General features: G+C 41.0%; 18 protein-coding genes. 7 read left to right on the top strand and 11 right to left on the bottom strand.

Going from position 1 to position 20,150, the window contains the following annotated elements:
- Positions 1 to 40: 40 nt before the first annotated feature.
- Entirely contained in the window at positions 41 to 1,456 is a 1,416-nt protein-coding gene (locus ACNQGS_RS01910; RefSeq protein WP_491485869.1) for an amidase, read from the bottom strand.
- Between the two features lie 133 nt (positions 1,457 to 1,589).
- Positions 1,590 to 1,937: a globin domain-containing protein gene (locus tag ACNQGS_RS01905; protein WP_491485868.1), complete on the bottom strand. Its 348-nt coding sequence runs from the start codon at positions 1,935 to 1,937 to the stop codon at positions 1,590 to 1,592.
- Between the two features lie 298 nt (positions 1,938 to 2,235).
- On the opposite strand from ACNQGS_RS01905, the gene ACNQGS_RS01900 reads away from it, so the two are divergent.
- Positions 2,236 to 3,015, top strand: coding sequence for an alpha/beta fold hydrolase (locus ACNQGS_RS01900; protein WP_491485867.1), 780 nt, complete (start codon positions 2,236 to 2,238; stop codon positions 3,013 to 3,015).
- A 112-nt stretch (positions 3,016 to 3,127) separates the two neighbouring features.
- Here ACNQGS_RS01900 and ACNQGS_RS01895 read toward each other — a convergent pair whose 3' ends face one another.
- On the bottom strand, positions 3,128 to 3,865 hold the full coding sequence (locus ACNQGS_RS01895) for a TerC family protein (RefSeq protein WP_491485866.1): 738 nt from the start codon (positions 3,863 to 3,865) through the stop codon (positions 3,128 to 3,130).
- 243 nt (positions 3,866 to 4,108) lie between these two features.
- Between ACNQGS_RS01895 and ACNQGS_RS01890 the strand changes: the two genes are divergently transcribed.
- Positions 4,109 to 5,146, top strand: a complete 1,038-nt coding sequence (locus tag ACNQGS_RS01890) for a hypothetical protein (RefSeq protein WP_491485865.1) — start codon at positions 4,109 to 4,111, stop codon at positions 5,144 to 5,146.
- Positions 5,147 to 5,212: 66 nt separating this feature from the next.
- Complete coding sequence (locus tag ACNQGS_RS01885; protein ID WP_491485864.1) at positions 5,213 to 5,740, top strand: UGSC family (seleno)protein; 528 nt, start codon at positions 5,213 to 5,215, stop codon at positions 5,738 to 5,740.
- A gap of 112 nt (positions 5,741 to 5,852) precedes the next feature.
- On the opposite strand, the gene glnA is transcribed toward ACNQGS_RS01885, so the two are convergent.
- The 3 genes from glnA to ACNQGS_RS01870 form a co-directional block, all read right to left on the bottom strand.
- Positions 5,853 to 7,217 (bottom strand): type I glutamate--ammonia ligase, encoded by a 1,365-nt coding sequence (gene glnA / locus ACNQGS_RS01880; protein ID WP_491485863.1) that lies wholly within the window; start codon positions 7,215 to 7,217, stop codon positions 5,853 to 5,855.
- 260 nt (positions 7,218 to 7,477) lie between these two features.
- On the bottom strand, positions 7,478 to 7,978 hold the full coding sequence (locus ACNQGS_RS01875) for a hypothetical protein (protein ID WP_491485862.1): 501 nt from the start codon (positions 7,976 to 7,978) through the stop codon (positions 7,478 to 7,480).
- A gap of 112 nt (positions 7,979 to 8,090) precedes the next feature.
- Positions 8,091 to 9,359: a S8 family peptidase gene (locus ACNQGS_RS01870; RefSeq protein WP_491485861.1), complete on the bottom strand. Its 1,269-nt coding sequence runs from the start codon at positions 9,357 to 9,359 to the stop codon at positions 8,091 to 8,093.
- Positions 9,360 to 9,613: 254 nt separating this feature from the next.
- On the opposite strand from ACNQGS_RS01870, the gene ACNQGS_RS01865 reads away from it, so the two are divergent.
- Positions 9,614 to 10,810, top strand: coding sequence for a CynX/NimT family MFS transporter (locus ACNQGS_RS01865; RefSeq protein WP_423802530.1), 1,197 nt, complete (start codon positions 9,614 to 9,616; stop codon positions 10,808 to 10,810).
- A 72-nt stretch (positions 10,811 to 10,882) separates the two neighbouring features.
- Here ACNQGS_RS01865 and ACNQGS_RS01860 read toward each other — a convergent pair whose 3' ends face one another.
- The 5 genes from ACNQGS_RS01860 to ACNQGS_RS01840 form a co-directional block, all read right to left on the bottom strand.
- Positions 10,883 to 11,359, bottom strand: coding sequence for a hypothetical protein (locus tag ACNQGS_RS01860; RefSeq protein ID WP_423802531.1), 477 nt, complete (start codon positions 11,357 to 11,359; stop codon positions 10,883 to 10,885).
- Between the two features lie 116 nt (positions 11,360 to 11,475).
- Positions 11,476 to 12,714 (bottom strand): serine/threonine transporter SstT, encoded by a 1,239-nt coding sequence (sstT, locus tag ACNQGS_RS01855; protein ID WP_491485860.1) that lies wholly within the window; start codon positions 12,712 to 12,714, stop codon positions 11,476 to 11,478.
- A gap of 343 nt (positions 12,715 to 13,057) precedes the next feature.
- On the bottom strand, positions 13,058 to 14,611 hold the full coding sequence (locus ACNQGS_RS01850) for a class I adenylate-forming enzyme family protein (protein ID WP_491485859.1): 1,554 nt from the start codon (positions 14,609 to 14,611) through the stop codon (positions 13,058 to 13,060).
- A 66-nt stretch (positions 14,612 to 14,677) separates the two neighbouring features.
- Positions 14,678 to 15,460 carry a crotonase/enoyl-CoA hydratase family protein gene (locus tag ACNQGS_RS01845; RefSeq protein ID WP_491485858.1) on the bottom strand — a complete coding sequence of 261 codons (783 nt, stop codon included), beginning with the start codon at positions 15,458 to 15,460 and terminating at the stop codon, positions 14,678 to 14,680.
- Complete coding sequence (locus ACNQGS_RS01840) at positions 15,457 to 16,059, bottom strand: TetR/AcrR family transcriptional regulator (RefSeq protein ID WP_491485857.1); 603 nt, start codon at positions 16,057 to 16,059, stop codon at positions 15,457 to 15,459. The genes ACNQGS_RS01845 and ACNQGS_RS01840 overlap by 4 nt, the downstream gene beginning before the upstream one ends.
- Before the next feature lie 210 nt (positions 16,060 to 16,269).
- Between ACNQGS_RS01840 and ACNQGS_RS01835 the strand changes: the two genes are divergently transcribed.
- From ACNQGS_RS01835 to ACNQGS_RS01825, 3 genes are read left to right on the top strand one after another with little or no spacing between them, the layout of a single operon-like run.
- Positions 16,270 to 17,844: a spore germination protein gene (locus tag ACNQGS_RS01835; RefSeq protein ID WP_491485856.1), complete on the top strand. Its 1,575-nt coding sequence runs from the start codon at positions 16,270 to 16,272 to the stop codon at positions 17,842 to 17,844.
- A gap of 13 nt (positions 17,845 to 17,857) precedes the next feature.
- Positions 17,858 to 18,985, top strand: a complete 1,128-nt coding sequence (locus ACNQGS_RS01830; RefSeq protein ID WP_491485855.1) for a GerAB/ArcD/ProY family transporter — start codon at positions 17,858 to 17,860, stop codon at positions 18,983 to 18,985.
- Complete coding sequence (locus tag ACNQGS_RS01825) at positions 18,963 to 20,129, top strand: Ger(x)C family spore germination protein (RefSeq protein ID WP_491485854.1); 1,167 nt, start codon at positions 18,963 to 18,965, stop codon at positions 20,127 to 20,129. The genes ACNQGS_RS01830 and ACNQGS_RS01825 overlap by 23 nt, the downstream gene beginning before the upstream one ends.
- The last annotated feature ends 21 nt before the right edge of the window (positions 20,130 to 20,150 follow it).

Raw genomic sequence — 20,150 nt, 5'->3', positions numbered from 1 at the left:
TTGCGCTTAACGCCATTTCCCCCCCCGGAGAATATTAACTTTATACACTCACCGGTTCCAAATAAGTTCGAAATGCCTTTTCATATGCATGACAAGCCTGCAAGACAAGCTTATCCGCAAATCGGTTACCTGCCACCTGCAGTCCGACAGGTAGTCCGCTGCTAGCCAACCCAACAGGCAATGAGGCCGCAGGGTGTCCGGTCATATTGTAGATTTGTGTCAGCATCCAATCTGTGGAAGGGTTTACACTTTTTCCGTTAATTAAGGACGGTCCCGGTAAGTGATGTTCAAATGCTGTTGTTGCAAGAACAGGTGAAAGTAACAAATCATAATTGTTTAATACATCTTGGGTTTTTTTCCATACAATCGTTCGTTTAAGTTCAATCGCTTTATAATCAATCGCACTAAGCTTTCTACCGATGGCGATCATTTTGGCCATGCCATCCGAGAAGCTTGCGGGGTCGTTATCGAAATATTCGCCGTAGCTGGCAGCAAATTTCACGCACCACATTCCGGAGAAGGCGCGAGCTAGTTCCTTTAAGCTTAAACCTAGATCAAGGTCAATCTCTTCCACTTCACAGCCAAGATCAGCATAATGCCCTACCGCTTTGTCGATAACTTCGGCAACATCATCCGAAATTTCATACAGTCCGAAGTTACGTGTATAGGCAATCTTTAGGCCCTTCAAATCCCTGTCAAGGTCCGTGAAATCCGCTCCTGAATCCGGAATAGAATTTGGATTATTCACATCATAGCCGGCCATTACCGAAAGCAGTAACGCAGCATCTTCCGCAGTCCTTGCCATTGGTCCATTATGTAAATACGGATGTTCGGAACCAAATAAATTGAGACGATCCTCGTGAGGAACCAGACCAAAGGTTGGCTTTAACCCAAAAATACCTGTCAGTGCTGCCGGAATGCGGATGGATCCGCCTCCATCGCTTCCTTCGGCGAACGGTGCGAGTTTAGCTGCCACAGCTGCAGCAGAACCGCCGCTTGATCCCCCTGGAGTCAACCTGTCATCCCACGGGTTTTTCGTCACCCCAAACAGCGGGTTATCTGTAACCCCTTTATGGCCGAATTCCGGTGTGTTTGTTTTTCCTAGGACAATCCCGCCCTCCGCCTTAATTCTTTGTAAAAAAATAGGGTCGTAATCCGGAACATAATCTTTAAAAAGTGGAGATCCATATGTAGTTAAAATTCCTTTTGTCGGGGTTAAATCCTTAATGGCAATCGGAATTCCATGAAGTTTGCCAAGGTTTTCACCCTTCATCACTGATTCTTCGGCATTCTTTGCTTCTTCAAGTGCCTGCTCATTGATGGTCACATATGCATTCCATTTGGAGTTATGAGTTTCGATCCGGTTCAAAAATTCTTTGACAACATCGACTGGTGACAGTTCCTTTTGTTTGATTAACTTTCCTAACTCAGTTGCGGTTAAATCTGTAATGGACACGCCATTCACTCCTTTTTGGGTTAGTCTTCCTTTCTATTATACTTGAATTCAACGTCAATTTTAATTATTTTCTGAATATTTGTTTAAAAAAAGCGCAAGGAACTCTCGAAACCTAGTTCCTTGCGCTTATCTTTTATTTCACCATCTTATTCAAAAGAAATTCTACTTTTTCTATTAAACGCCCTTTTGAGGCAGAATCCCAATCCATTTCATTTATGGTTTCCTTCATATTATTAAACCACATTTCCGCCCGTTCCGGACCGATTTGGAAGGGATGTCGATCCTTAACCTGATTCTCATGATCGTGAGTTGTTTCTTCAGACACCAATCGATTGATAAATGTGCGTTGACGATTCTTTAACTGTTCAATGTCCACGTTTCTTTCTTTAAACATGTTGATATAGTAATCATCCTTCATCAACCTATCATAAAAACGGTCCACAAACTCGTTGACTTTTTCCTGATCTAATATTTGAGACATGACAATACCTCTTTTCACTATAATAGCAGTAATTTCTACTACCATTATAGTGTAAACCAAAAGGAGAAACTGTGACATGAATCACAATATAAATGATTTGCACACCATGCCCCCTTTACCTGCTTGCATGGACCTTTGTGTCGTATCCCTTAAAAAATACCTATGTGTAATTTACATTTATGTGTGTTAAAAGATTAAACATGATGATATAATAAATTAAACCCAAACATTATAAAGATTTCCACCATAAAAATATAGGAAATAAAGGTTTTATCCAAACCCTTAGGAGGAATGAACTTTGAGTGAGGTACAAAAAAGTTGCTCCGAAATTCCTTATTTACGTCTCGGTGCCGGTGAGCCATTAGTTTTCATTCACGGACTTGGTGAAGTGAAGGAAGGTTGGTCTGATCAATTCGAATTAGCCGATCAGTTTGACTTAATTATTCCGGATTTACGTGGACATGGTGAGTATCATTTTCCCGGTGAAATATCCATTTATAACTTTGCCTACGATGTGATCACATTATTAAAAAGCCTTGGAATTGAAAGCGCACACATTTGCGGTTTATCAATGGGCGGAATGGTGGCACAGGAAATATATCGTCAGGCACCAGAAATGTGCCGCTCCTTGCTGCTAGTAAGTACATTCCATTATGCCCCAAAACAGTTTGGGGAATTATTTTTAAAATACCGTCGTGCTCTGGTAAAAAATAAATCATTGGAGGGTATGAAAGAAACTGCCGCCAAGACTTGTTTATATTCTTGGTCAAAGGAAAACTTCGAAAAGTTTTACCGATATTATCAGCCAAATAAAGAATTCTATATTCAATCGGCGGAAGCGTGTTTGAAAGTGAATTATTTAAGAGTACTTTCAAACATAACTGTACCTACCCTTATAATCGGCGGACAATATGATTCTGTCACTCCAGTTTGGATACAGTACTTAATGCATAAGCAAATTGCCCACTCGGAGTTTGTGATATTCAGAAATACTGGTCATGTTGCCAAGCTTGAGGCAAAAGATGCCTTTAACAAAGAACTTCGTAACTTCTTAAATAAACATAAAACGGCAAGCTAACCTCCCCCTATTATATCTAATTCCAAAGTAAAAGCCCCTCTCAACCAAGAGGGGCTTTTCCAATTATTTCTTCCATATCTTGTTTCATTCTTTACTCTGCCATTTGGTTAGCTTAGGTAGTAGGTTCGTTCCCAGAGTTTTTTCTGACCAAATGGACGATAAAGGTTCCGAAGAAGGTGGTGATTAAAACACTGAAGAATACAATCTCATCAATATGAATTCCAAATGAAGAGATAATCATTTTTACACCGATTATGGCGATTAATATAAAAGAGGTTGTTTCAAATTCCGGCACTTTATTAATCAATTTCAGGAATAACTGGGCGACTCCCCGCATCATTAAGATTCCCAATATTCCGCCCATGAACAAGACCCATTCTTCATTAGAAACACCGAACGCGGCAATAATGCTATCAAAGCTAAAGGCAATGTCCATTAACTCCACCGTTAACACGGTCCTCCAGAAGCCCATTCTTTTAGGCCGAACCTCATCCTCTTCCTCTTTTTTCAAAAATAAGTTCTGCAGGACAATAAACAGCAAATAGTGGCCGCAGACAATCTTGATCCATGCAATATGAATTAATGAAACACCTATGCCAATGACCAATAATCGAAAAAAATAGGCGCCGAATATTCCATAAAATAATGCCTTCTTTCTCTGTTCCTTTGGCAGATGCTTTACCATTACTGCCAACACCAAAGCATTGTCCGCAGATAATAATCCTTCAAGAATGATCAATGAACCAATAATGCCCCAGCTGGCATGATCAAAAGCTACAGATTCAAAAGCCTTTAATGAAAAAAATGTACTATAATTATGGATTATTTCTTGAAGGAATTCCATCAGCATGTTTACTCCTTTTCCTCAAGCTAGAATTCTCTGTTTTTTATCTACAGGTAGAAGGTTTGTCCACTTTAAATTGACCGTCCTTTCCTTCTCTCTAAATTTATGAACTGCTTTGCGATATATGAATTAAAAATAATTAAAGTCTACAAAGTTCCTTTTCCTGTACCTTTCTTTCCCATAAAAAGCAGGATATCTGATAGTTTTTCAGAATACATTATAAAAGACTGAAAGGGGTGGTTGTTGGATATGCTTCGGGCTGAAAAAATGGAAGTGAAGGATGGTCTAGCGGCAATTGAGCATTTTTTTCAAAAAGGCTGGACGGATGGTCTGCCAATTGTTCCGCCGACGGAAGAGCGAATCTATGAAATGTTGCAAAGTGTCAATATGGAGCCGGACACCATCGTTGGTGCCATTCCTGAAAGAGGAAGAGTTTTTACAGCTGAAATAGTGGCCATAAATGCGGTCATGGCGGGTTGTTTGCCAGGATATTTCCCGGTCGTCATGGCAGCGGTACAAGCCATCTGTGAACCTGAATTTGGACTGCACGGACCGAGTGCCAGTACACATGGTGCTGCCATCATGATTGCCGTAAATGGTCCGATTGTCGAGCAAATTGGGTTAAATTCTGGTGCTAATGCCTTTGGCCCTGGGAATCGGGCAAACGCCACAATTGGACGAGCGATTCGCTTGTTAATGATCAACGCCGGGGGTTCTCCAGAATTCGACCGCTCAACCATTGGCACCCCAGCCAAATACAGCTTTTGTTTTGCTGAAAAGAAGACTGATTGGAAACCTCTTCATGTTCAAAGAGGATTTAAAGAAAATGACAGCACAGTTACTGTGTTTGCCTGTGAAGGCCCAAATCAAATTCAAAATCATGGTTCCCTTAAAAGCGTTGGAATTCTCAGAACGATGTCGGACCGGATGAGTGCTTTAGGTACCATGAATATGGCGAGTGAAACGGAAATGGCGGTTGTCCTTTGCCCTGAACATTACCATCACCTGCAAAGGGAGGGATGGTCTAAGGAAAGTGTTCAGCAATTTCTCTACGAGAATGCAAAAAGGTCAATACGTGATATGAAACATGGCGGAATCATCGATGCGCCCATTGACGAGGGAGATGAATATAAATTTAAACACGCTATTCCTTCCCCTGAACAAATCCTTTTAATGGTAGCCGGCGGGGAAGCGGGAAGATTTTCCGCTTGTATGCCCGGATGGTTTAGCTACAAACAGTCTAAAGCCGTCACAAAGTCGATTAAAGCCGCAACAGGATTCACCTGACACGAGTGCTCTTAACCAATCGGTGATTGGTTTTCATAATTACTTTTTAGAAAGGATGGCTGCGATTTGAGTTTAATTGTGTTTAATCCTACCTCTGGTCCTAGTTTAAAAGAATTGCGAATGGCGAAAAGAGAGAAATCTTTAGAAGGCAGTGTCATCGGATTAGTCGATAACGGGAAGAAGAATTCAGACACCGTCATTCGTTTTCTGGCGGAACGTCTTCAGCAAAAATATAATCTGAAGGATGTCATCCACCATAAAAAGTTATCGTTTTCACATGGTCTCACCGATGCAGAAGCTAGCATGCTTGCCGAGAAATGTGACTTTATCATCTCCGGGGTTGGAGATTGAGGGTCCTGCAGCTCGGGCAGTTTGCTCGATGGAATTATTATGGAAAAACACGGCATCCCGACAGCCGTCATCAGCACCAAACCCTTTATATCATCAAGTAAAGCCATGGCCATCGCACACGGCATACCTGACTACCCTTTTGTTACCATCCAGCATCCAATCGCGGCGACGGAAAAAGAGGTTCTTTATCAGTGGGTTGATCAGATTGTAGGTGACGTTGAAGGTATACTATTGAATAGTTAATAAAAATTCATGAGATACCACTCTTTATCCTTCACATCATCGACTTGAATCCATATCAAAAAGCCAGGATTATTCCTGGCTTTTATTTATGCTGCATTCCCAACTATATTTTTTAGAACTTAGAATGGTAGTTTGCGATTTCCCAAGAGTGAACAGCAGTACGATAGCTGTCCCATTCTCCTTTTTTCAGGGAAACATATTCAGTGTAAACGTGCTCTCCCAATGTTTGAGAAGCAATTTCTCCAGCCTCTAATTCTTTTAATGCTTCAGCTAAGCTTCCCGGAAGATTGTCGATGCCGCGGAATGCTCTTTCTTCTTCATTCATGTGGAAAATATCCTCTTGAATTTGCGGCGGCGCTTCTAATTCATTTTCAATTCCATCTAGCCCTGCCGAAGCAATAACCGCAAACGTTAAGTATGGGTTGGATGATGGATCTGGACAGCGTAATTCTACACGAGTCGCAAGACCTCTTTTTGCCGGAATACGAATAAGGGCTGAACGATTTGATGTGGACCATGCAATATAGCACGGCGCCTCATAGCCAGGAACCAAACGCTTGTAAGAGTTTACTAGCGGGTTCGTAATGGCAGTAAAGCTCTTTACATTTTCTAATACACCTGCAATAAATTGATAGGCTTTTTTCGATAATTGTAATTCATCAGAAGGATCGAAGAATGCATTTTCGCTTCCCTCAAAGAATGACATATTGACGTGCATTCCGGAACCATTGATACCGAAAACTGGCTTTGGCATAAAGGTAGCATGCAAACCAAATTTCTTCGCAACTGTCTTAACAACCCACTTATAAGTAGTCGCCAAGTCCGCAGCAGTAAGGACATCTGCATATTTAAAGTTAATTTCATGCTGCCCTTCTGCAACTTCGTGGTGAGAGGCTTCAATCGTAAAGCCCATTGCCTTCAACGCACGGTAGATTTCTAGGCGAACACGTTCACCTAAATCATATGGAGATGGCTCGAAATAGCCAGCTTTATCGCCGAGCTCCTGAGTTGGGTAACCATTTTCATCTGTTTTAAAAAGGAAGAATTCCAATTCAGGACCGACCGAAATGGTATAGCCTTGATCAGCAGCACGTTCCACTGTTTTCTTCAGGACATTTCTCGTGTCACCTTCAAATAGTGTACCATCCGGGTTTTTAACGGAGCATAAGAAACGTGCTTCTGAATAACCTTGTTCAACAGTCCAAGGAAGTACCGCAAATGTATTTAGGTCTGGCTGCAAATAAAGGTCTGACTTATTAATCGGAGAAAAACCTTTAATGGAAGAACCATCAAACATCATCTTGCCTTCAACCACATCATCAAACTGCTCTACTGTAACAGTGACATGCTTTAAGATGCCTTCAATATCGACGAATTGTAAGTGCAAAAGCTCAACACTTTTTTCGTTCATGATTTTCTTAATTTGTTCTAAAGTTGTAGAATCAATTGCCACATTTGAAATAAGCGTTTCAGTCATGTCACATTACCTCTCAATTTCATGTTATATTTTCTTACATTATATTTAAAAGTTTATCATTAGACAAGTACTTTCTGCATATTTTTTTGAATATTTATGCTAGTTTTTCGGAAAGCGTTTTCATAATATGATAATGGATAATAGGTTACTATCAATTTATAAGAGGTTTTTTATTCATAAATATACATAATTATGTATGATAAACTAAAAAAACCGACATTCCTACCTAGAATGTCGGCTTTAACAGCATGTTCGTTACCTTATAGGTTTTGTTTTTTCATAATATCATTTATTACTTCCTGAAACATTTCATTCAAAACACTCTTTTTTTGGGCTTTAAGCCATTCAATCTGGTTTATGGGCAGTTTTAATTTTAAACTAACCTCTTCCAACGGCATTTCCACTTTTCTTATTTCTTCCAATGTGATGCCCTCTTCAATATTAGGAAACCATGAATCATTTTCATTGATTTTATCGAAATCCTCATATTCATTTAGATCATCAAGTTCAGAAAATAAATTTAGCTGTGGCAAGCCTCCTGGGAGGATTTTCGCATGCATAATGGTCTGAAGGATGCGACCATCCTCTAATTCTATTTCCATAATCAGATTTTCAAACTTTCTGTATTTTTTCAGCGTCACTTCGCTCACAATGAGATCCAATTGCAAGCTGAATCCAGAACTTGATTCAAAAATATAGATGGCACTATTAAAAATATGGATACTCTCTCCATCGATTTTTACCGATTTTACAACAACCATATCTGTTCCCCCATGAAGCCGTCTCAAATATTCTTATAATTTTTAACTATTAACTTAATTTTATATCATAACCTATTAATTGTTCAATCGGCAGGAGGGCAGAATCCTTTAACTATTTTACCCTGGCAAATCCAAATCCTGATGCGTAGTCATCCCCTGTTGCTGCACCGTAACCGCCTTTAATGTCGTAAAGTTTAGCTCTTCTTTGCAGTTCTGCGCGGAGCTGGGTGTTGGTCCAAGATAAATTGGAAGACCAAATTTTCGCAGCTAATCCTGAAACATGTGGTGTGGCCATGGAAGTTCCGCTGATGGTATTGTAATTTCCATCGTACCAGGTAGATTGAATGTTACTGCCTGGCGCTGAAATTTCAACATCACGCTCCTGGATAATATAGTCAGCATCAGTAGCGGAGTTGCCGCGGGACGAATAATTTGCGACTCGATACGTTCCATTTTGTTGAACGTTTTCCAAAGCAGCCACAGCCACGGCGTTTTTCAATGCCCCTGGATAACCAATGGTATTATCGGCGTAGCCGCTGTTTCCGGCCGCGGCGACAATCAGCGTACCTTTGCTGTAGGCGTAATCCACGGCGCTGGAAATCATGGTGTCTTTTCCGCTAGACCCAAGTGACATGGAAATGACTACTTTTGAACCAGTTCTAACTGCTTCATCTGCGGCATGGCGAATAGCACCAGCAATATCATCAGAATAACCGGAGCCTTGGTCATTTAACACCTTGTAAGCCCAAAGCTTAGCCTGTGGTGCTACACCATAGACTCCTAATCCATCAGAAGCTCCGTGAGCATTAGCTGTACCGGCTACGTGTGTGCCATGCCCGTTTCGGTCTGTACAAGTGCCATTAACCATTGAGGATGAAGATTGCGTAAAATCTTTACATTGCTCACCATTTCCAACTAAATCATAATGATTTATATATACACCTGTATCTAATACAGCAATTTTAATCCCCGTCCCGCCAGATGTGCTGCTAATATACGGATCATTATAAATTGCCTGAATTCCCCATGGTGTCCGGTCGTCCGGCAGAGAGGTTATGGCGGTTGCACCAACTTTTCCATTCGGCGCATTTTCAACTCGATCCAAATGCACCTCTGGTACTCTTTCAATCTTTAAATTCTTATTATTCAATAATGCTTCATATTGCTTGGTATTTATAGTCGTTGTGAAGCCTTCTGTCCCAAAGTCCCAGCGAACGCCAACATTTTGCTTTGCTTTTGCCATTTCTGCACTTGACCCTTCAATCATAACTCTAAATGTTTCATTTGAGTCAGGACCTTGACCGAATGCTCCGGTCGAAAACAAGGATGCCCCCATTAACAAACCAAGTATTGCAGAACCCACCTTTTTTGACTTTTTCATTCCCTCTTCCCCTCTCTTTTTTATGTAGCGGCATTCAACCGCAATATTGAGTTTATTTTTGAATCACTCATATATGAATGCGTTTACATTGATAAAAGTTGGGAAAATTTCTTTATGACCGTTAGTTAACATAATACAATTATGGGTTCTCATTTTCCTATATGAATTTTATTCATTCTGAGCCAATAAAATGATATGATTATGGTTATGAATAAAAAAGGAAGCTCTCTTTCTTTTCACCACGGAGGAACAGAATGAAAAAAATGAATAGAACCCTGCTCATCATTGGGATTATTTTTGTAGCGTTTAATTTACGGCCTGCCCTCACATCTGTGGGCCCACTCATAGGGTTTATCCGGACGGACTTGGGCATTTCAAATGGGACAGCCGGATTTATTACCACTCTCCCATTACTATCATTTGCGGTAATTTCCGTGCTTGCACCAAGAATCAGCCGCACCTATGGCAATGAGCGAACTATATTTTTCGGCCTTTTTATCTTATTTATCGGAATTATCATACGGTCACTTGGTTACATCCCAACCGTTTTTCTCGGCACCCTTCTGATCGGGGTTGGCATCGCGGTCGGGAATGTCCTCCTGCCTAGTTTAGTAAAGCTGAAATTCCCGGATAAGGTTGGAATCATGACAAGCACCTATACGACAGCACTTAGTACCTTTGCTGCGCTTGGGTCTGGGATTATTGTGCCGCTAGCCCAAGGGATGGCTTTAGGCTGGAAAACAGCTCTAGCTTTTTGGGCCGTATTAGCCGTGATGGCAATGATTATTTGGTTCCCGCAGCTTCGTGAAACAAGCGTCCGTAAACCGGTCGAGAACATTCCTTCCGGAAATAAAGGCCTATGGTCTTCTGCATTGGCCTGGCAGGTTACCTTTTTTATAGGACTACAATCATTTTTGTTTTACTGCACAATCGCCTGGCTGCCGGCCATTTTAGAAAGCCACGGGATGAGCTTGACGTTAGCAGGTTGGATCCTTTCTATCATGCAATTGGCGGGGCTTCCGGCCACGTTTATGACACCGGTCATAGCCGAACGTTTTCGACATCAAAAAGGAATGGTTCTCTTTTTAGGAATTCTTCACTTAGTTGGGTTATTTGGACTTATCTTTAGTAGTAATACCATATTATTAATAACGTCCGTTATTTTTATAGGAGTTGCCCAGAGTGCAAGCTTTAGTTTAGCCCTCACCTTTATCGGTCTACGAACAACCAATGCCAGAGAGGCAGCGAGTTTATCGGGCATGTCTCAATCAATCGGCTATCTGCTGGCAGCAATCGGTCCTAGTTTGATTGGTTTCCTTTTCGACCAGACCCAGTCATGGATGATTCCGTTATTCGTTTTAGCAATTATAAATGTCATGTTAACCGTTGCAGGTATTGGTGCGGGAAGAAATCAATACGTCTTTCGTGAACCATTGAAAAAAATTAGTTAAAAACTAAAAAAATGCCGGTACTCCTTTTTGTAAATGAGAGTAACCGGCATTTTTTTCTTCATTTTAGAAAAACTATCTTCTTCTAAAGCCTTCTTCAACTAAAAATATTTCCGCCTCTTCCCGTGTACCGAAAGTTTCTTCGAGATTGAGTCCGAAATAAATATTCCAGGTTTCATCCTCGTTCACTAATAACAGAACTTGATTTTCCACATTGACCCATCGTTCCTCTTCGTTATCCCCAACAATCGCTTCCTCTTCGAGAGGCTTTTCAACAGCAGACAAGCTATTAATGGATTCTCTAATCAGTTTTTTTAACTCTTCCTCCGAGTAGTCTCGTATATTAACCATCCCTTTAGCATCGGTATGATATTGGGATATGCGGCCGGCATATACGAATCCATTTCCATTTGGATGGAGATGGTACACCACATTTTTCTTTTCATAAACACTTTCGTTATATTGGAAATTTACTCGTCCTAGTGAAACATTTACCTTCTCAAGTTCGGGAAATGATTCGATTACAGCCAGTTTTTCTTCAAAAGTTAGCATAATATCCTCCAAATTTCTATCTATAAAATATCATTTTAACCTACATTATAATATTTTGCATTTAAATCACCAACTTAATTAAAAAGCCCTCTATCCCAGATAGAGGGCTTACAGCCTTATGCAGATTTACGGATGAAAGATTTCTTACCTTCTAAACGGTTCTTACGGTGTTCAGCAGTAGCCGTGAACAATACGTCTGTTGAGGAGTTCAATGCTGTTTCACAGGAATCCTGTAAAACACCGATGATAAAACCTACGCCGACAACTTGCATTGCCACGTCATTTGGGATTCCAAATAGGGAACATGCCAGCGGAATCAATAATAAGGATCCGCCCGCAACCCCTGAAGCACCACAAGCACATACGGCTGATAAAACACTAAGAATGATAGCAGTAGGGATATCTACTTGAATACCAAGGGTATGAACAGCTGCTAGTGTAAGAACTGAAATCGTAACAGCAGCACCGGCCATATTGATGGTTGCACCTAACGGAATGGAGACAGAATAAGTATCCTTATCTAAACCTAGTTTTTCACATAATTTCATATTAACCGGAATATTGGCAGCAGAACTACGTGTAAAGAAGGCTGTAATGCCGCTTTCCTTAAGACACATAAACACAAGTGGGAACGGGTTTTGACGTGTAGCAACGAAAACGATAAGCGGATTGACGACAAGCGCCACAAAAATCATACAGCCGAGTAAAACGACTAGCAATTTTCCATAGCTAAGCAAAGAATCAATACCATTTGTCGTAATCGAGTCGATAACAAGACCCATGATGCCTAGCGGTGCCAACTTAATGACCCAAGTGACCATTTTGGAGACAGCATCGGAAAAGTTCGAAATCATTGTTTTTGTTGTATCCGGAGCATTTTTCAATGCAATACCAAGAACAACTGCCCAAGCTAAGATTCCGATATAGTTCGCATTAAAGATGGCTTTGACAGGGTTATCAACAACATTCAGAAGTAGAGTTTTCAGAACTTCTACAACACCCCCAGGAGCTGTCATATCCTCGGCGCCTTTTGCAAGAGTTAAATTTACTGGGAAAATAAAGCTTATAATTACTGCGATTAATCCTGCTAGAAATGTACCTAAGAGATAAAGAACGAGAATGGATTTCATATTCGTTTGTTGACCGCTCTTGTGCTGCGCGATGGCCGACATAACCAAGAAAAGTACCAATACAGGTGCAATGGCTTTTAAAGCACCGACAAATAATGAACCGAAAATGACTAGCGGCTTTGCTACTGCAGGAACCGTTAAAGCTAGGATAATACCAATAATCAAACCAACAATGATTTGTTTTACTAGACTTACTTGATTCCACTTTTTCAATAGGTTTTTCAAATAAACTCCCCCACTTTTTTATTATTTACGTAAAAAATATCTCTGCCAAACCCTATTGCCTAACATTATTATAAAGAATATTTAGATATCTCACAATAGTATTATTTTCAAGTAGTTATATATAGAATATTTTAAAAATTCCTATAAATATAAAGTCTTAGAAATCTATCAAGTTTATTCCCTGTCCAAATTATTATTAACACAATAATATCACAATCTCTTCTATTAGCGAATGGTATAATAATATAAACAGTTCCCTTAAGACGTCAGCTTTTTAGAAAACAAAACCCACCCTCATAGACAAAAAGGGTGGGTTACTCAGCTATCTTTTATTTTCGATTGACTAGATTTTCCTTTCTTTCCCTTCCCAGTGTGGGTCCCTTAATAGGCGGCGGACTACTTTTCCTACCGGACTTTTTGGCAAGGATTCAATGAATTCAATAGAAGAAGGCTTTTTATATGAAGCTAACTTCTCTTTACAAAATATGATAAGTTCTTCTTCAGATACTGTTTGGCCGTCTTTGAGAACGACATATGCCTTCACTGTTTCTACCCATTTTTCATCCGGAACACCAACTACAGCGGCTTCCATGACCGCCGGATGCTGATAAAGGATTTCCTCCACTTCCCGCGGATACACGTTAAAACCACCTGAAATGATCATATCTGATTTACGGTCAACCAAGAATAAATAACCTTTTTTATCGAGATATCCCATATCCCGGGTATGTACCCAGCCATCTTTTATCGTTTCATCTGTTAACACAGGTTCATTCCAATAACCAAGCATAGCTTGACTGGATTTTACAGCAATCTCGCCAATTTCCCCAGCTTGGCGCTCCTCACCGAATTCATCAACTATTTTAATAGATGCAGTCGGAACGGGTCGGCCACAGGACAGCAATCTTTCTTCGCCTTCCTCTCCACCAATGGTATGGTCCTGTTTGTTTAAAATGGAAAGAATCAGCGGTGCCTCCGTTTGGCCGTAGTATTGAACAAATTTTGGGCCCCATAAGGCGAGTCCGCGCCGCAAAGCTTCACGAGGCATCGGTGACGCACCATATATAATATTTCTAACGGATTCAAAGGAATACTGTTCGACATTAGGCTGGGACAATAGCATGACAATCATGGTTGGAACTAAATTCAATGTGGTAGGTTTTTCATGGTGTATGGTTTGAAGATATTGTTCGGGATTGAAGCCTGACAGAATGGAATTTGCTGCACCTGATACCCAATGCGGAAGCACCAACGTACCTGACGCATGGGTCAATGGCGCCGCGTGAAGCATTGTATCTCCTTCGTGGATATCTAATGATGATAAGATATTATTGCTAATAGCTGTCCAAATTTCTTGAGTATGAACGGCTGCTTTAAGTGTACCAGTTGTTCCTGAAGTATATTGAATAGTGGCAATATCGGATTCATGTACTTTCACTGACGGTTCCTCTTCGGAAACACCTTTAATAAATTCTGCCATATTAATCATCCATGGTTCTCTTGTGGAACCATTCATTTGGCAGAAGTAACGGAGATTTTCACAATGAATTTTTATTTGTGCGGCTCGTTCATTAAATTCCTCTGTATATAAAAGCGCACTGGCACCGGTCTCCTTAATCATATGAATATGTTCATTCTCTGATAATCTTGTATTAAGTGGGACTCTGATAATCCCAGTAAGGAGAAGTGCAAAATCAATTTCAACACTTTGAAGGGAATTTGCCAGCAAAAATGCCACCCGGTCCCCTTTTTTGAGACCAAGGCTCAACAGGGCATTGGCTAAGCGATTGCTATTCCGATAAACTTGATCGAACGTTAATTTTTGCCCTTGAAAAATAACTCCTGTATGATTAGGGAAATAAACGGCACCTCTTTTGATTAATTCAGCTACATTCACTAACGATTCCTCCCCCAATAAGAATATATTTCTATCATTCAATTACGAATTAGATCCATTACCCGTCTATTTCAAGTTCAGTCCGAATTCTCCGTGCCTGCCCTGCCCTTTTGAAAAACGGGTGGCACCTTCTCTCGTTTCCCCACTATTAACGACATTCACCCCTAACAAGAACTCCAACTGCATGGCCTTATCAAAGTCCTGATCAAAGCCCCGATAGACTGCTTCCCGGTCACTAATCATGCAAGCTTGTGGAAACTCGGTAATTTCTGCAGCAAGTTTTTCCGCCTCTTCCTTAGCTGTCCCTGTTTCAACGACACGGTTTGCTAAACCAATCATCAGCGCCTCTTCTGCGTGTACAGGCCGGCCAGTTAAAATCAAGTCCAATGCTCGGCTCATACCGATTAACCTTGGAAGTCTTTGCGTTCCGCCATCCACAAGCGGAACACCAAATCTCCGGCAAAACACACCCATGACTGCATCTCGTTCCATCACCCTCAGATCACACCAAAGGGCAAGCTCTATACCGCCAGCAACCGCGTAACCTGATACTGCAGCAATTACCGGTTTGGATAAGTGCATTCTGCTAGGTCCCATTGGACCATCCTTTAACATGTCAAGGTTCATTTCATTTCCTTCATCTTTAGAAAGCGCCTTCAAATCGGCCCCTGCACAAAAGGTTCCGCCTGCACCATGCAGAACAGCAACCCTTAATGTATCGTCATTTTCAAATTCTCTAAATGCATCCGCCAGCTCCTTAGCGGTCCTTCGATCAACAGCATTTCTCACTTCAGGTCGGTTAATCGTAATCGTACAGACCTTCCCCTTTTTCTCCATAATCACATTCATTCTTGACTGCCTCCTACTCTCCCGTTTAAATAACTAGAAATTAAATCTTTAAAGTTTAGTTCCATCTCGTCCATGTCATATAATTGATTATTCATTGTCCACATCGTCCCCAGGCCGATACCCATTGCGATAATCATGACAGGTAAGTTTTTTAACTGCGTTCCCTTATTGGATACATCACCTAAATATTGCTGGGTATACTCTACTAGGTTGTTAAAAAACTTATTAATAATTTTACGGATTTGCGGATTATGATTTGCCTCGCCCAAATAATTTAAAAAAACGGCCATGTATTCAGGATTTTCTTTTGAAACCACATTAATATTTTCCAAATGCTTCATCAATTTGTCTTCCGGATTTTGCAGCGGTTCAACTGTTTCCATTACCTTTTCATGGGACCGGCGAAATGAAACCTTGAGAACCTGCATAAGCAAATCTTCCTTGCTTTTAAAATAATGATAAATAATCCCCGTGCTGATACCGGCTTCCTCGGCTATATCTTTCATGGACAAATTTGAAAGCCCCTTTGAAATGATACAATTTTTCGCGGCCACAATTACTTGCTCTTTCCTGATGTCTTCCATTCCTACTTTTGGCACAATTGCACCCCCTTTTTTATTTATAATGAACGTTCAATATAAATAATAATACTTTAATGAATTTTCTGTCAACTATAACACCTTTTATTCCAACTCTTAAACTACATACGCCTGTCCTGTCTGCATAAAATCTGGGACACCAAATCATACTAACATTGAGAAAATGTGGAATATTGGCAAGAGCACTTAAATATACAGGGGAAATGATACATGAAATTCCGTAAAAGGAAATTATTATCAGAAATTATAAATGAGAAAAGTAAAATGGTTCTAAATGAACAACAAGTGCTTTTAAGTAAGGATCAGCTATCTGCCCATTTAGACGATAATGTCCAAAAGTTGGAATCAATCTATGCGGATTGTGCCGATATAAAGTTTCGTCATTTTTTAATTGGAAATGAATCAAAAGCTGTTCTTATTTATGTTGACGGCATGTCAAACGTCGAAGAAATCGATAATAACCTTTTAACACCGTTAATGCGTATAGACCTAGAAAAAGAACCGGATATCAATGCCCTGATTGAAAAGACCCTAACGGTTTCTAACATAAAAGAAATACAGACCTATGACGATGTGGTTAATGAGATTTCAATAGGAAATCCGATCATTTTAATAGATCATCAATCAAAAGGAATTTCGGCCGGAATTCCTCAATGGGAAAAACGTTCACTTCAAGAACCAACTGCAGAAACTGTGGTCCGAGGTCCGAGAGATGGCTTTATTGAAACGATAAGCACAAATATTGTCCTGCTGCGCAGGAAAATCAGGAGTCCTAAATTGAAAATAAAATCCCTTCAATTAGGACGCTATAGCCAAACACAAGTCGTCATCATGTACATTGAAGGTATTGCCGATCAAACGCTCATACAGGAGGTTCAAAACCGTTTAAATCGGATTGATATTGACGGCATTCTCGAGAGTGGATATATCGAGGAGTTTATCAAGGATCATCCTTACTCCCCTTTTCCTTTAATTTTAAATACTGAGCGTCCGGATATTGCAGCTGCAAGCTTACTGGAAGGTAACGTGGTCATCTTAACCGATGGGACTCCCTTCGCCCTGATTGCCCCAACGACCTTTTACTCCCTGCTGCAGTCACCAGAGGATTATTATGAAGGGTTTATCATTGGAACACTGATTCGGTGGCTTCGTTATGTCTTTTTGCTGGTGGCCTTGCTGTTACCATCCGTTTACGTTGCTATCCTGACATACCATCAGGAAATGATTCCCACCACCCTATTAATCAGCGTAGCAAAATCCCGGGAACAAATCCCTTTCCCGGCACTCGTTGAAGCATTGATCATGGAAGTTTCATTCGAGGCCCTACGAGAGGCTGGTATCCGCTTGCCCAAGAACATTGGTTCAGCGGTTAGCATTGTCGGTGCTCTGGTCATTGGTCAAGCGGCTGTTTCGGCGGGCTTGGTTTCGGCGCCAATGGTCATGGCCGTAGCGATTACCGGGATTGCTTCCTTCCTAATCCCGCGTTACAGCGCATCGATTGTCCTTCGGATACTTCGGTTCCCCATTATGTTTCTGGCCGGGACATTGGGGCTAGTTGGCATTATGCTCGGACTTCTTACGATCATTGTTCATATGTGTACACTTCGTTCCTTTGGGGTTCCCTATCTTCAGCCTTTGGCACCGATAAGAAAGTCAGAGTTGAAGGACTCCATCATCAGAGCGCCCTGGTGGTCTTTTAAGAAGCGGCCCCATTGGACAGATGATTATAATAAAGTCCGACAGCCAAATGGACAACATCCTTCTCCTCTAAAAGGAAAGGAATAGGAGCTGACTTACCATGCTGGAACAAGGTAAAATTTCGCCGGTTCAAATGGCCTTGCTAATGATCCCGGCTATCATCGCAACTGTGCTTCTGTTGGTGCCGTCGATAACCGCCAAACACGCCCATCATGATTTATGGCTGTCGCCAATATGGGCGTCAGTAACCGGTTTTTTCGTTGTGTTTTTATCCTATCAATTGAATAAACTTTTTCCTGGAAAAACCATTATTGAATATAGCGAACATGTTCTTGGTAAAATATTCGGAAAATTGGTTGGGGGCATTTTTCTATTTTTCTATTTGCACATAACAGGTATTATCGTGCGGGAATACGGCGAGTTTGTATCCGGCGCCGCACTGTTCCATACCCCAATGGGCGTTATAATCGGAACCATGGTAGTTGTTTGTTCGTTTGCAGTTCTTGGCGGTCTGGAAGTGATGGGTAGAGCCTCCGAAATCATCGTTCCCGTCGTGGTTCTTCTCTACATCTTGCTTTTCATTCTGCTGATCAAAGATTTGGAACTGAAAAATCTGTTTCCCATTATGGAAAAAGGGATTATGCCTTCTTTAATGGGGTCGATTGTCCCGCAAAGTTGGTACAGTGAGTTCATCCTGGTCTCTTTTTTATTGCCATATGTGACAAATCAGAAAAAAGGGTTTAAATGGGGATTGATAGCGGTTTTCATCGTCTTGTTTCTAATGGTTCTTACCAATATCATGACTCTCTTATTGTTTGGAAATTTGACCGCTTCCCTCACCTACCCTGTGATGGTGGCAGCCCGTTACATTAGTATCGCTGATTTCTTGGAACATTTGGAATCGATTGTAATGGCGATTTGGATTGCCGGGACCTTTATCAAAATTACGGTTTTTTATTATGCACTTGCTCTAGGCACCGCCCAGTGGCTTAAGCTATCAGATTACCGCCCAATCGTGCTGCCGATTGGTTTCTTAATTCTCTTACAAGGGCTTTGGGCAGCACGGGATCTTCAGGAATTATCCCATTTTCTTGCAACATCGGGGGCAATTTATATTTTATCCATTCAGGTAATTCTTCCAGTTATCCTGCTGATGACTGCATTCATTCGAAAAAAACTCGGACAGCGGAAAGGAAACAAGCAGAATGAAACACCGGTCAATCAGTGAAAAAGGACTGCTCTATTTTATTCTTATTTGTTCAGTCATTTTGCTCTCTGGCTGCTGGGACAGGAATGAAGTAAATGATTTAGCCTTAATAACGGCGGCAGGTTTTGATAAATTTGCAGATGATAAAATTGAACTGACCGTTCTTGTCTTTATTCCAAAGGGTGGCGGCAGTAGTAATCAGGCGATGGAGAGCAGCAACAGTGGAGCGAGTGATACTCTGGTAAGATCGGCCGTGGGGAAAACCGTTGCAGATGCGATGGCCAAACTTCAGGAAAAACTGCCCCGGAAAATCTTTTGGGGGCACACTGATGTTTTTATCTTTCACGAAGTACTTGCGAAAAAAGGAATTGCCGAACACGTTGACTTTATCATGCGGCATCCAACGCTTCGGGAACGAGGGCAAATTTTTATCAGCAGCCAAAAGGCTCAAAAGGTGCTAAAACTTATGCCCCCGCTCGAACGTGATTTGTCCGAGGTTTTGAAGGAACTAAGCCAGCATAAGTTGGGATTAAACATTACCACCAAAAAATTTACGCAAATGCTGATGGGGGATTCAGGCGATTGTGCTCTGCCTTGGATTACCATCCTCCCCCCTGAAAATAAGGAAAAACCTCAACAGACCATTGCTTACATCACAGGGACCGCCATTTTCAAAAAGGATAAAATGATAGGAATTATTGACGATTCCGTTACAAGGGGCGTGCTTTGGCTAAGAGATGAGATTCAGTTAGGAGTGATTACGATTAAGCCTCCAAAAACTGATGGTTATATCTCAGTCAATGTGCTGCAAGCACAATCAAAGCTGGTACCGAAAATACAGAATGGCAATTGGACAATCACTCTTAAATCAGTATCTGCCAGTGATATCGTTCAAAATACAACAAACTTAGATGTATCGAATCCAGTTGTTGTAAAATCTCTTGAACCGCTATTAGCCAGTGAGATAGAAAAAAGAATAAAACAGGCCAGGACTCAAGTGCAAGAGGAGATGAAAGCAGATATTTTTGGATTTGCTGAAGCCTTTCACCGTAAATATCCCGATGTATGGAATAAGAAAAAAAATCGCTGGAATGAAATCTATCCCAATGTTGAATTAAAATTTGATACAAAATGCCATATTCGCAGGCAGGGCCTAACTTCTTAAAACACACTTACAGGAGAAAAA

Source organism: Neobacillus sp. PVCKKU3 (genome assembly GCF_058323225.1).
The sequence above is the reverse complement of the archived record's forward strand: the minus strand, read 5'-3'. Positions and strand labels throughout refer to the sequence as shown.